The sequence below is a fragment of the Streptomyces sp. KMM 9044 genome (genome assembly GCF_024701375.2).
Lineage (GTDB): Bacteria > Actinomycetota > Actinomycetes > Streptomycetales > Streptomycetaceae > Streptomyces.
The window spans coordinates 724,990-738,835 of record NZ_CP113910.1 but is presented as its reverse complement, the minus strand read 5'-3'; the positions used below and the strand labels follow the sequence as shown (position 1 = coordinate 738,835).

Below are 13,846 nucleotides of genomic sequence, written 5' to 3'. Positions count from 1 at the left end.
CGACTGAGATATTAGCTGACTGGATCGGTTGAAACCTTCCTGAAGGTAGGTTCCCGAGGTTACGAGTCCGTTGCCCGCATTGCAGGCAAAGTTCCAGTCCGACTCGATTCCGCAGTTCGCCGAGAAAGACAGGATGGGTGCGGGGTCAGGACCCATAAGGAGTGGCGGCTGGGAGGGCGGTCCATAGACTGGGCCACCACAGGCGGCGAGTGGCGGAACGCCGCAGCTCGGCGGGCCGTAGACGGGCACACCGCAGTGGATACCACAAGTGGGTGGACCATAAATCACGCCTGATCCGCCGCCACTGCTGCTGTTACCGTTGCCCTTGTTTTTTCCGCCGCTATTTCCTCCGCCACCGCCGATGCCCGGGCCGGGGCCACACTCGTTCCAGCCGCCGTCACAGTCGGCCTTGCGCAGTCCGGTGGGGTCGGCGTAGGTGACGGGGTTGTTCTCGGAGTAGGCGTACCCGTTCAGATGATGAGGCTCTTTCGCATCCACCAGTGGGTCGACGCTGATGAACTGACCGATTTTGGGATCGTATTCGCGGGAATCGAGGTGCGTGAGGCCGGTGGCGGTGTCCTTGGTCTTACCGAGGAACCCCTTGTCATTCGGCCAGGTGCCACCGCTTGTTCCGCCGCGATCGGCTCCAAATGGGGTGCTACGGCGCTTTGTAATGCTCTGCTTACTATCTGCAGTAATGGCCAGGTTCTGGGTCCCTTGGTGATCGCCGGCGAGGTACGTGAGCTTATTGCTGCCGCTTTCATTGGTGCGCACTGCAACGCTCAGGCTGCCGGACTTGTAGGCTCTTTGGGCCCAGGTAGTCCCATCTGGCCTGAGATGGAGTTCGGTGTTCCCTGTGTAGAGGATTCGTTCGCCTTCGGCTGTGCTGCGGATCAGCAGTGTGCCGTCGGCATCGTAGAGGTAGCTAGTCTTCTTGGTTCCTTCGGTGAGTTCGGCGAGCTTGCCTTCCGAGTTCCAGATGAGGCTCTGTTGGTCGTTGGCCCCTGGCCGTCTCGTGGTGTTCCCCGTGGTGTCGTACTGGTACGTGGCGTTCAGCGCGGTGCAGCTGTCGCTCGTGCTGGTGCCCGCGAGTGTGTGGGGTCGGCCTTCCGTGTAGCAGTAGGTGGTTGTGGTGGTCTTCGCCGATGAATGCTGCGTCTCGGCGGTGCGCTGGCCGGACTTGTTGTATGTGTAGCCGGTCCAGTACGGGGCCGGACCTGACAGCTTTGACGTGCTGGGCGCGTCCGAGCAGTTCTGCGAAGCGGGGGTCCATGCCTGGGTGAGCTGGCGGTAGCCGTCGTAGGTGAAGCATTGAGTCTCAGCTGCGCTGGTTCCACCAAGAGTCGCGGAGTCGGCAATGGCGACTATGTTGCCGGCCTGGTCGAAGGTGTAGTTGAGGTCCATCAGCATGTACGGGTGGGTCTGGTCCGTGACATGGCTGCGAGTCAGGCGGCCGGTGCCCTCTTCGAAAGTATTGGTGACGTAGACCTTCTTGTGCTCCTCAGTATCGGCGGTGCCCAGCACATACTGCTGGGCACGGCCGAGCGCTGAGTAGTCGGCGTCCAGGAGGTATCCGGTCGCGCCCGTGATGGTCTTTACCTGGCCGAGCGTGGTGTAGCCGTACTCGATGACCTCTGAGGGGAGCCCGCCGAGGGCGGGTTCCTCGTTGGTGCCCAGCGTGCCGTCGAGGCGGTAGGAGCTGGACAGCTCAATAGTCCTGGCTCCACCGGCGGCGACCAGGGGGTCGTTGGTCGGCAGCGTGAGCTTGGTGGCGGTCGGCCGGTCGAGACTGTCTTAGGCCGTAACCCACTTCGTATAGGCTCCACCGTTCTTGCCGCCGACATAACGGGTGTTCGACGTTGGCTGGCCCTTGCGCACGCTGTCATAGGTGCGGGCGGTCAACTGGTGGGCGTCATCCCGGATGCCGTCCCAGGTGCCGGTAACCCGTCCGATCTTGTCATAGCTCGTAACGATTGTCTTGCCGCGGGCGTCGGTGCTCTTGATGAGCTGGTCCAGGACGTCGTAGGACATGGTCGCCTTCCCCTTGTCAGGGTCGGAGACGCTAGTCTGACGGCCGAAGAGATCAAACCCGTACGTCCATGTAGCGCCGTCTGGCCCTATGACGGAGCGTTCCTTGTCGTCCAGGGTGAACTGAGTTTTGGTTGAGCTGTGAGCGGTCCCGACACCGCTGCCGTACTGCGCATCAGCGGTCTGATGGCCGGCGTACCGTCGCTGCTCGGTCTCTCGACCACGGGCGTCGATAATGGTGCGGGTACCGCTTCCTCCTGGCAGGGCTGATTCTGCTGTGGAGTCACCTGTGTAAGAAGTCGAGGTACTCCACTTCTTCACTCCGTACACGTACAGGGTGCTGGACGTCTTCCGTTCAGCACCGTCGTAGACCGTCTCAGTCTGTTTGGGAGCCTCACCGTATTCAGCTCGGGTGTAGACCGACTTGGGTGTCGAAGCGCTATCGAAGATTTCTTCGTACTTCTCGTAGGCCAGGCCCCGTGAGTCGTAGCGGGTGTCGGTGAGCACTCGCCCGCCCAGCGGGCTGGGTGACTGTTCCTGTAGCTTGCGTAGGAGAGAGTCGTAGATCGTGTAGGTGGTGTTGTACGTTTCCCCGTCCGATTTCAGGGTCGAGGTGGACACCCAGGACTGCTTGGTGGAGCTGAGACCATAGTCGAATTTCTGGTTGGGGCTGTAGCCGGCTGCTCTGCTGCGGTTGGGCTGCCATACGTCGGTCAACCGGCCAAGCGCGTCGTAGGCGAACTCGGTCTTCTTCAGGTTCGCGTCTAGAGTCCGCAGGTTCAGGCCCCGCCGCGGATCGATGATAGTGGTGGCTGTGTGCTGCAGAGGGTTGGTGACCACCTTCTTGGTCAGGGGACCAGCCGCTGGAGGCGTGTACGTCGTCCCGGTCTCGTTGCCCGCAGCATCGGTAACAAGGATGGCGCGTCCCAGGGCGTCGTAGGTGGTGGTTTCAATGGTCTGCCAGCTGGGCCCCGTGGCGCTGTAGCTCTTGGCACGACCGCTCCAGGTCTTGAGACCCTTGGCCGGCTTCATTGTGGCCGACCAGTTAACGCCATCGTAGGCAGTGGCTTCGTCGGAAAGGATGTCCCCCCGATCGCCAGTGCTCGTCGGCAGGTTGAGTTCTGAGTCGGGGACGGCGCAGTTCCGGCCCACCGCCCGTTTGCGTGAGGTCAGGCTGATCAGGCCAGCATCCGCATTGCGCGCGTACCAGGTCCGCGTGCACGTCTCGTCTCCGGCCTTTGCATCGTCTCCGCGGTCCTCGGACTCATAGATCATGCCGTGGCTGTCGTACTTGTTCTCGATGGTGCGGGATCGCCAGAGCTCGGGCGCCGTCAGGTAGGTATGAGTGGTCTCCTTGTGGGTGCGCACGAACCGGGCTACGTGATCCGCAGCGTCAGGGGTGTCCTGTCTAGCGGTCTCTGAGGACCAGGGTTCGCTGGAGGTGGCCTTCACGGCTGTGGCGCCATCGTAGGTGACTTGTTCCCGGAGGTGCCCGGCGTACTGGTCGCTGTCCTTGAGCGTGGCCAGTCCGAGGCTGGGCGAGGACAGCGGGACGACGCTGACGGAGCGGGCGCTTCCGTCCTTTTGCTGGTCCCCGTCCATTCCCTGCATGTAGAGGGAGATCGTCTTGGAGCGCGTGGTCCCTTTCGCTCCGGTGTAGGAGGTGACCTGTCGGTACCCGCGCCAGTCGGACCAGGTGCGCTCGCCCTTAGTGATGAGTGGGTCATCGCTGTAGTTCCAGGCAGCACCGCTGTAGACGTATTCATGCTCGACCGCGTCGTTCTGGCCGGCCGGGTCAGATATCGACACAGCGAGGACTCGGTACTTGTGGAACCAGTCGACGGAGGCGTCCTCGGCCCCGTTGATGTGCCAGTACTGCGGGAAGCAGTTGCGAGTATTGGAGTCCTCAGACGCTCCAGTCACCTGGCTGCGCACGCACTCGGGACTGGACATGGTCACGGTTGTGATCGCGCCCGTCTCCGACGTGATGGTCGACAAGCGAGGCCGTGTGAGGGGAAGGATGTCATCAGTGGCATCGACTCGGTTGGGCCTCATCTGATATGTGAACGAGACCGGGTCCATGTCGATGGCGGTGCCGGCCTTGCCGGTGCGTTTGATCGACTGGAGCGTCAGGACATGGTCAGAGGTGTCACCGATGTCACCGCCGTCCAGGTATCGCTGCTCCAACTCCCATGTGTCCACGGCGTCGTAGGCGCTCGTCGCAGTCGACCAGGAATATGTATTGATCTTGGTGAGGCGCTTACGGGAGAAGTACGAAGGACCAACAGCCAGGCATCCCTTGTCCCCGCTGGTACAGATGGCATCGAATGGGACATCCGGCCAATTGTCAGCAGTGTCCTTGGTCAACTCGTCGCAGTCGGAGACTGTGCAACGTTCGGCGTAGCCGAACGTAATCTTGGCGTCAGCTTCCTCTGCGAAAAGCGTGCCTTTGCGCTGACCGTACTTGATCTCCTTTAGGTAACCACCGCGATCATAGGCTGCATTTGCGGCCTCTTCCTTGTTTTTCTTGTAGTAGTTTTCTTCTTTCGCGTACCAGTAGGTGGCGGCATTGCCGGAGGTGTCTTCGACGTAGTCGAGGTTCCACCGCCATGCCTGCTTCGCTGACCGGTCTGCGAAGACGTCTCCCTTGCTGTAGCCCGGTTCACCGGAGTCGTCGCCGAAGACCGGCACCGTCCAAGTGGAGTTGGTGCGTTGGTCACCTGCACCATCGAGTTTGTTCAGGCCGAAGACGTACTTCGTTCCCTCGCCCGTGGTGACGGTCCAGTATTCACCGTTGTCGTCACCGTTGGCAGCTCCGGTCGTACGGACTACGCGAGAGCCGTCGTCGTCCTGCAGCCGCCACTGGCCGGAGGCCTTGTCTTTGACGAGGACGGATGCCTTGCCGTTGAGGACGAGTTTGGCGTTGTCGTACTTCCAGCATTGATCGTGAACGCCATCGTGGCCGTCTTCATCACAGCCCACGTACATGCGTTCGACGTAGGAATCGGTGAAGGAAAAGCCTTCGCCCACGGAAGTGCCTTGGTTGTTTGTCGCAGCTGTGTATCCGTCCACGCTGCTGGAACTGTACGCCAGGGAGAGCTCGGGAGCGGGGCCGGCAGCAGCTGGCGGAGACGTGAAGTCATACGACCAGTTGAAGGAACCGGAGCTGCTGCCCGCTTCCCAGGTAGATGACTCGGACAGCGCAGTGGCCGAGTAGTCGCCGCTGCCTTGGGGATTTTGTCCTTCGCCGACGTCGGTCGCGGCCAGGGCGAAGACAGCCGTTCCGGTGGCGTCGGCTGTCTTTTTCCTGTTGCTGGCCTTCTTGTCCTGCAACACCGCCGAGGCTGTCACGGTCTGCTCGGCTACGGCGTTCTGCGAACGCAGGCGGGTCTGCTTGCGGCAAGCGGCTTCACCCGGTGTCGTCAGCGCACAGACGGGCAGCTGTACCAGACGCAATCTCTGGGACCAGCCACCCCCGATGACACCGGCCAATTTCTCGTAGTCGACCGAAAGCTGCACACGTCCCGTGGCATTGGTTTTGGCGCTGAACAGCACACCATTCACCCCGGCCGCCAGCGCGTCTTTGCGACTGCTGATCGACAACTGTGCGCTGGCGCCCCCCGGCAGAGCGGTCTTCCCCTCGAGGGACAGGCTGATCGGGAGGCCGCCTGGGGCAGCCGAGGCCTCGCCGCCCGTCAACGCGACCGTGGCTGTACCCGGCCCGGGCCAAATGGCCTGCTGCTCATTCTTGGCGCGTGCCGCCTGCTCGGCATTCGTCTTGTTGTCCTGAACCACCTTGTCGTGAGCCTTGGCCGCCCCGAGTTCCGTAACCTCGCGAACCTTGCTGACGCGCGGTTTCGGGAGGTCAGGCCGGCCGAGCCCTTCGCCGTCAGCAGCCTGTGCGAGGGGAGTCCAGCCACCAGCTATGAGCAGTGACGTGGATACTCCCGTCACTACCGATCGGATGCCGACGCGTCTGGTGCCGTTCCGTCTGCGCCTTGATGTGCCTATGCCAAATGCCATGGTTGCAATACCCCACCCACCGTGTTGAGGTGCAAGTTGCCAACTTGCGCGGAGTTTTCTGCTGAGGCAGACAACGAGACGGTGCGGGCGGTGATCCGACCCGCACCGTTGGTCAGTCACCGATGTGGTTGTCGATCTGTTCGCTGCTAGCCATCGCCCCGGCCCACAGCCGTACCTCGTGCACTCGAGCGGGCAGGTGGTGCTTCCACTCTCCGCCGGCGAAGCTCTTGCCGATGGCGAAGTCGCCGCTGCCCAGCTCTACCGTGAACGCCTTGTCGTCCCCGTTCTGCGTGTGACTGAGGTAGAGGCTGATGGTTCCTTTCAGTGAGTTGTAGATGCCGGTGAGACGGACCTCGCTGTCCACGGCTGCGACGTCTTCGGAAACGACGGAGGAGAATGTGCCGTCGGCTTCAAGGCGGCCGAAGTGCCACTTGCCGAGAGGGACGTTGATGTCTGGGTCCTTGCCGGTCAGTTCGAACCAGAATCCCCATGCCGAGCCGTTGGCTGTGCGTTGCCCCAGGACCTGGCCGATGTAACCGATGTCCTTGGCCATGAGTTCGGCACCGTCGAGCTGTGCCAAGGTCGTCACGGTGAAGGAGCTGTGGTCGTACACCAAGGGTCCCGGCGTGGTCGCGGCGTCGTCGACCCCGTCCAAAACGATCGACTCTCCGTCGGTCGACGCCCCTCCTTCGAGGGTGAGGGTCTTGCCGTAACCGGAGGTGGTGTCGGAGATCGTCGCGCCGCTGCCGCGCTCGGCCGACCAGTCGGCCACCAGTTCTGCCCCTGCGTATCCCTGGGAGGTCAGCAGCTGCGCCTCGTCCGCAATCTCACGGCCTGTCAGTACACTCTGCCAAACTGCGACCTCGTCGATGGATCCGGGGAAGTGCCAGGCGTAACTGCTGGTGCCGCTCTGAGTACGTCCGAACTGCAGCGGCTCCGTCGACTGCCACGACCCCTCGGTCGTCACCGTCCCTCCCTGGAGCCTGCCGTCGACATAGAACCTCAGCTCGCTCTTGGCCGGGTCATAGGTACCGGCCAGATGGGTCCAGACTCCCGTCTGCGCGGGATAGACCGACGGCTTGCCGTAGTAGCCGGCCCCGTCCACCTTGCGGATGCCGAAGTACCAGCTTTTGGATGTTCCGGAGTAGAAGAAGGCGAACGGGTCGCCGTCCGGGCCGCGCTGGGACAGCACTGACGCGTAGGCGTCGTTCTCGTCGAGGCGGACCCAGGCTGAGAGCGTGAAGGCGTGACGTGTCTCGATGACCGGGGCGCTGGTCTGTGCGTAGGCACTGGTGCCGTTCAGAGACAGGCCACGGTCGGTGACCGGTGTCTCCAGCGGAATGCCCTCGCCGTCATGGGTGATCAGCCCTCGTCGGCCACGGTCATCGCGGACCGCACCGCCTCCCAGAGTCGCGTCGTCCTTGCCGTCCGCCGTCTCGACGTCGGCAGCGACGCCGTCGGCCTCGTCGAAGTGCCACCGCCCGATGGGGCCCTCTCCGGCCGCCACCAGGAAGTCGACGGTGTTCTGCGCGCCCCAGCGGCCGACATCGTCCTTCGCGCGAACGTACACGCTGTAGGTGCCGGAACGTTCCGGCGTGATGCTCTTCGCGACCGAAGCGCCCTTGAGTTCACTCGACCAGGCGTCGTCCGAGGACAGCTTGTACTGGTAGGAGACGTTGTTTGCGTCGCCGGTCGCGGCGGCGAAGGACAGCTTCACTGGCTGGTTGGGACCGCCTCCGGGAGCGCACGCGGTGGCTGTACACACGCTGTACGGTTCCCCGACCGTAACCTTGGGCGCCTTGGGCGCGGTGGAGTCAACCTTGAAATAGCACCAGCCCGAGGTGGTGCTTGACAGGTGGCTCTTGCCCCCGTTGTAGAACGAGTGCGTCCAGGCCTGGTAGCGGTACAGCTTGCCGTCGGTGAGTGACGACCAGGTCAGCGTGGTGGATTTGCCGTCGCCGATGTATCCGGTGGAGGGACGCGTCGATCCGTTGCCGGGATTGGTGTCCGTCCAGGTGCCGTCGCTGTTCTTGTGGTCCAAGTCGAAGTAGACCCGCAGCTGGGCCTCCTTCTCGCCGCCGGACTTGGTCTGGGCGTACGCCCGCAGCGTCGGAGTGGGGTCTGAGACGACCGCCGGGTCGCCCTCCGAGCGCTCGCACACGGTGCCCGAGCCTGTCACCAGCCCGATCCCGGTCGGCTGGCTCGGCAGCCCGACGAAGTCCACGGAAAGCACCGCGTCGTTGCGGAACCGCTTCCACGCCGAGGTGTCGCCCTCGTCGTGCGCACGCAATTCCAGGGTGAGCCGGGAGAACTTGCCGGCCGCAAAGCTCGCCACGGTGGGAGTGAGGTTCTCGTTGCTCTCCTCCGGGTTGTCGTTGAACTCGATCGGCGCGTCCGGCGAGTCCGGGTCGCACAGCGAGCCACGGCCGGCGGAAACGTACCGGTCGCCCATCCAGTCCAGCTCTTTGGGCCGTGAGGACCAGGTGGTAGAGGAGGAGATGTTGTTCGTGCGGACCAGGTCCACCCAGCGAGGACTGCACTGGAACGCCCACGGCTCGGTCACCCGGAACGTGGCGTCCAGGACCTTCTTGCCCTTCAAGCTCGCCGGCGAGAACTCGAAGTACAGCCGCTGCACATACCCCGGCCCGCAGTAGTAGCCGCTCCAGGAGCCGCACTTACCGACGCCCTTACCAAGGTTGTCGCTGCCGTTGCCCCAACCGTAGGACTCGTAGCCGTCGCTGCGCAGCAGCGTCCGTTCGGACTCGCCCCACGTGATGGTGGGGTCGATGAACAGCGGAAAGGCCGACTCGTCCGTCTCGGCCAGCATCTGCGCGTCAGGCACAACCGTCAGCGCGTCCTCTTGGACCTGGACATCCATACGGGTGACCGTGTCGCCCTGCCCTGGCTCCAGACCCGTGCCGGAGGCCGCGCTCTCCGCCGGATCCGCGGGCTCGGGCTGCTCCGCCTCTGCCCGCAGCAGCTGCGTTTTCGGCTGCGGAGCACTCTGGCCCGCCGAGTCCCACATCTGTGCCGGCGGCGCCTTGAACACGGCCTGTCCGTCGTCGTCCAGCGCCGCCAGGTTGCCGGCGGCGCCCTCCACCACGTCCAAGCCGTCGGATTCAAGGCCGAAGTTGAGCTTCTTGAGCTCTTCGTTCTCGGCGGCCTTGGGTGTCTTCACAACCAGAACCTGCTGGAAGCTCTCGGCTGTCGCGGTCACCTTCAGATCGACGCCCGGCAGCACCTCGGGGTAGAGCGCGCTGGAGCCGTCCAGCTCAGGCTCGGGAAGTGAACCCGGCCAGTCCAGCTCCAGCCACCGGCCCTGCTCCTCGATCCGCGCCAGCGACGCGTCTCCACCGCCGGAGAAGGACATGTCCGCGGAGGCCGCCTTCGGTCCCACGGAGCCATCGGACCGCGTCTCCAGCGTGGGATCAGGCGCCTGCCAGCCTCCACCGGGCTTCGCCACCCGCACCGGCACCGACGACTCCTCCAGCGTGAACGTCGCCCCGTCCGGGTTGGCGAAGACCGTGGTGCGCTCCCCGCGTTCTGCGGTCACCTCCACCCGCTCGCCGGACTCCTGTGCCGCCTGGAGGGCCTTCTGCCCCTCCGACAACGGCACATCAGCGGCATCGTCCCCGGCCGCAGAGGCGACCGGGCCAGGCACCAGAGCCGCGACCACCGCCGCACACACGAACGCGGTCATCCCCGCGACGGCCCTGCGATCCCGTCTTCTGCCAGGCCTCCCAGCCCGGACCTTCGCTGTGGGCAGCACTTCTCGCCCACCTCGTAACCGAGTCCACATCCCTGCCACACCCCGCCCACAAGATTCACAAAGTAGCCAGGAGTAACTAACGCCTCACCAGAACGACAGGTCAACAGGCAGGAAACGGACAACAGCACGCCAAGTTCCGGAAGGCCATGTGAGGAAACCGACGTTTAAGCAGGGTTGTACGGAAAGACAACACACATTCGCATCCATGCCGACACTTCAAGGTTACAAACGGACGAGGGCAGGTCCGCTTAACCGAGGCCTATGAGCTCGTAACAAGATCTTGTTGGGGTGCCCTGGTCGGACGTAACCAATGTGATGATCTAGCTGTTCGTGTCGTGTGACGACTCGGCCGTGGATCGTGGATGACGACTTGTGGGTGCGGATCGAACCACGGCTGCCGCCTTGGCCGGAGCGGTCGCCTGGGCCGAGGCCGGTGCCGGACCGGCTGTGTCTGCAGCGCATCTTGTACGTCCTGCACCAGGACATCGCCTGGCAACTTCTGCCCCTGGAGCTGGGATTCGGCTCTGGACAGACCTGCTGGCGGCGCTTGGACCGCTGGCAGAAGGCCGGGGTCTTCGAGCGGTTGCACCGCCTCCTGCTCGCCGAGCTGAACACGGCCGGCGAGCTCGACTGGAGTCGCGCATGCGTGGACGGCTCCCATGTCCGGACGAAAAAGGGGGTGCCGCGACCGGTCCGTCGCCGGTCGATCGCCGGAAGACAGGCAGCAAACACCACCTGATCTGCGACGGCAATGGCACTCCGTTACACGTGATCACCACAGCGGCCAACGCCAACGACATCACACAGACCATCAACCTGGTCGACGGCATCCCACCCGTCGCCGGACGACCGGCCGACCCAGGTGGCGCCCCGAGGCCGTCCTCGGAGACAAGGCATACGACTCGAAGGCCGTGCGCCTGGAACTGCGCCGCCGGCGGACCCTGCCCGTCATCTCCCGCAAGGGCGCCCCGAACATCAAGGGCCTGGGCAAGCTTCGCTATGTCGTCGAGCAGACCTTTGCCCTGCTCCACCAGTTCAAACGCCTCGCCGTCCGCTGGGAACGCCGCCCCGAACTCCACGACGCATTCCTCTCCTTGGCCAGCAGCCTGATCTGCTGGCGGCGGCTCAAGAGGACCGGATCAGCTAGTACTCCAGCCGTAGTTCGGTATCTGGGCTGGTCAGCGGCCTGGTGGCGTGGAGTGTAGCGGGGACGCCGGGTGCGCGGGACGGACTTTGCCACCGCGCCCCGGCTAATAGGTAGCCGCGTCGTTCGTAGTGGCTCTGGCGGGCGCGTGCCTGGTGGCGTCGTCTCCACCGTGACCAGTTCAGGGTGTGGCCGCGGCGTGTGGGGCGGTGCGGGGGTTCAGCTGCCAGGAGACGGCGGATCTCGGCCGGCGTGAGGTCCACGAGGTCGGGAGTGTCGTCGTCGGGGCCCCTTTTTCGCGTTCCTGGGCGGCCATGGCGGCGAGGAAGGCGTGGGCGAGCATGGCGAGGGTGATGTGCCGGTACCAGCCGGTGTAACGGCGGACCTCGTACTCGTCGAGGCCGCATTCGTTCTTCGCGGACTGAAAACATTCCTCGATCTTCCAGCGGCATCCGGCGATCCGGGCCAGGTCGGCGAGCGTGGCGTCCAGCGGGGCGCTGGCCAGGAAATAGGCGATCTCGTCGGGCTTGCTGATGCTGCGCCGGGCCAGCATCCACCGTCTGCGGGTGGGCTTGTCGCCGTCGCGTTCCTCAACGACGGGCAGGAGGGCGCCGGCCCAGTCGTAGGAGCGCTCACCTTTCGCTCCGGGGCCGGCGGACAACCGTTGCCAGGCCTCCGGTGGGGCCTCGCGGCGGATGCGGTCCTCGATGCGCGGGCCGTGGACCTGCTGGGACTTGGGGACGGCCACGACGTAGTGGAGCTTGAGGTCGTCTTCGAGGAAGCGGCGGAAGCGGCTGTCCTGGCCGTAGGCGGCGTCCGCGGTGACCCACCGGAACCGGAGTGGGGAGGCATGGGCCCGGCGGATCATGTCGCGGGCGAGGTCGTTCTTAGTGGCGAAGGCACGGTCGTCGGGAATGTGGGCGGCCCGGCAGCGGTCGCGGTCGTCGGTCCAGGACCTGGGCAGATAGAGGTCACGGTCGACGAGGGCGTGTCCCCGACTGGTGGCATAGGCGGCGAACACGCCGATCTGGCAGTTCTCGGTCCGCCCGGCCGTGCCGGAGTATTGGCGCTGCACTCCGGCGGAGGTGATCCCCTTCTTGACGAAGCCGGTGTCATCGACAATCAACACACCGTCTTCATGGCCGAGTTGGTCGGCGACGTACTGCTGGAGGTCGTCGCGGACACGGTCGGCGTCCCAGCGGCTGCGGGAGAGCAGGTACTGCAGGCCGTCCGGGGTGGCGTGGCCGGCCCACTCGGCGAGCTGGTGAGGTCGACTCGGGGCGCCCTGCTGGTGTTTCCACCAGCGGGTTTCCCCGAGCCGCCTCCCGAACCGGACGTGCCCGCTCTCCAGGCATCCGGCTCTCCACAAGCCCTCTCAGACGGCCGCGGCCGTCGTGCTCCCACTGGGCCAGGGCGAGGGGATCTTGTTCCCGCGATACAAATAGCGGTTGGTTCGCACCTTCGCGCACCTGAACAAGACCACCTCGTCATCAGCAGGCCACCATCGGCCCGCGCAGTAACGACGGCGAAGACTCTTCCAGTTGGACCGGCGGTGCTTTCGCCGCAGCCACCCGAAGACCTGCCGCCAGGTGAAGGCCGACAGGTACTGGAAGGTCGCGGACGACACCCCGTGCCGGAAGTACGCCGTCCAGCCGCGCAACACCGGGTTGAGATGGTGCAGCACGACTGCCAGCGGCAGGTTCGTGTCCTGTCGGCACAGCGTCTTGACCTTCTCCTTGACGGCTTGGAGGGCCTTCTTGGAGGGGTAGAGGTAGACGTAGTGCTTCTGGGTCCCACGTTTGCGGTGACGCTGGAGGCGCCACCCGAGGAAGTCCAGCCCCTCGTCGATATGGGTGATGGCCGTCTTCTCCACCGACAGACGCAGTCCCATCGGGGCGAGTACTTCCGCCACCTGGGTGCGCATGTCTTCGGCCTGCTCGCGTGTCCCGGTCACGGCGATCAGAAAGTCGTCCGCATACCGGAAGAGCCGGTAGTTGGGCAGATTCTGCCGACGTCGCCGGGCCCGCTGGCCTTGCGTGGAGTTCGGCCCGCCCGGACCGGCCGCGATGAACTCATCGAGAACCGACAGGGCGATGTTGGCCAGCAGCGGCGAGAGGATCCCACCCTGCGGAGTGCCGGAATCGGTGTCCTTGGACTGGCCAGCCTCGCTGAGGATGCCCGACTTCAAGAACGCCTTCACCAGGTCAAGGACGCGCCGGTCTCCGACTCGGCGACGCACCCGGCCCATCAGGGCCGCGTGGTCGATCGAGTCGAAGCACGCCTCGATGTCCCCCTCCACCATCCACTCATAGGAGTTCTTGGCGAAGTGGTGCGCCTCGGCGAGCGCGTCGTGAGCCCGGCGCTTCGGGCGGAACCCGTAGGAGCACGGGAGGAAATACGCCTCGAAGATCGGCTCCAGTACCAGCTTCAGGGACGCCTGGACCACCCGGTCCCGCACGGTCGGAATACCCAGCCGACGGCGCTTGGCCGTCCCCGGCTTGGGGATCATCCTTTCCCGCACGGGAAGCGGACGGAAGGTGCGGTCCTTCAGGTCGGACCGCACCTCGTCGAGGAATGCCTCGACGCCTTGCCCGTCCTCCACGGAACGGGCCGTCTGCCCGTCCACTCCGGCCGAGCGAGCGCCCCTGTTCCTCCTCACCCGAACCCACGCGACCAGCAGGAACGCGGGATCAGCAACGAGATTGAACAGGTCATCGAACCGGCGATCACGATCGTCGGTCGCCCAACAGTGCAGTTTGGTCTGCATCTCCAGTACCCGGCGCTCGGCCTTGAGCAGCCCGAACTCCAGCGCGTCGGTATTCACCAGCGACCTCCTGGCATTGCAGCATCCTCCCTGCCGACTTGCTGGCCCCCTTCGCCAT

The 13,846-nt window shown here is 64.6% G+C and carries 3 protein-coding genes and 2 pseudogenes; 1 reads left to right on the top strand and 4 read right to left on the bottom strand.

Annotated elements, in window-relative coordinates; genetic code table 11:
* Positions 1 to 396: 396 nt before the first annotated feature.
* Together HUV60_RS03400 and HUV60_RS03395 are read right to left on the bottom strand one after the other, a co-directional pair.
* Positions 397 to 6,051, bottom strand: a pseudogene (locus HUV60_RS03400) (RHS repeat-associated core domain-containing protein); the annotation flags it as partial.
* A 112-nt stretch (positions 6,052 to 6,163) separates the two neighbouring features.
* Positions 6,164 to 9,751 (bottom strand): LamG-like jellyroll fold domain-containing protein, encoded by a 3,588-nt coding sequence (locus HUV60_RS03395; protein WP_257852371.1) that lies wholly within the window; start codon positions 9,749 to 9,751, stop codon positions 6,164 to 6,166.
* A gap of 424 nt (positions 9,752 to 10,175) precedes the next feature.
* Between HUV60_RS03395 and HUV60_RS03390 the strand changes: the two are divergent.
* Positions 10,176 to 11,025, top strand: a pseudogene (locus tag HUV60_RS03390) (IS5 family transposase).
* 120 nt (positions 11,026 to 11,145) lie between these two features.
* Here the strand turns inward: HUV60_RS03390 and HUV60_RS03385 are convergent.
* The gene (locus tag HUV60_RS03385) at positions 11,146 to 12,333 is read right to left on the bottom strand and encodes an IS701 family transposase (RefSeq protein WP_257850695.1); all 1,188 of its coding nucleotides are present in this window, start codon (positions 12,331 to 12,333) and stop codon (positions 11,146 to 11,148) included.
* A gap of 6 nt (positions 12,334 to 12,339) precedes the next feature.
* The gene (gene ltrA, locus HUV60_RS03380) at positions 12,340 to 13,788 is read right to left on the bottom strand and encodes a group II intron reverse transcriptase/maturase (RefSeq protein ID WP_257848168.1); all 1,449 of its coding nucleotides are present in this window, start codon (positions 13,786 to 13,788) and stop codon (positions 12,340 to 12,342) included.
* Between the last annotated feature and the right edge of the window lie 58 nt (positions 13,789 to 13,846).

Bases quoted from the DNA above. Each gene is read 5' to 3' on its own strand.
- HUV60_RS03395 (WP_257852371.1), bottom strand. From the start codon at position 9,751: ATGACCGCGTTCGTGTGTGCGGCGGTGGTCGCGGCTCTGGTGCCTGGC.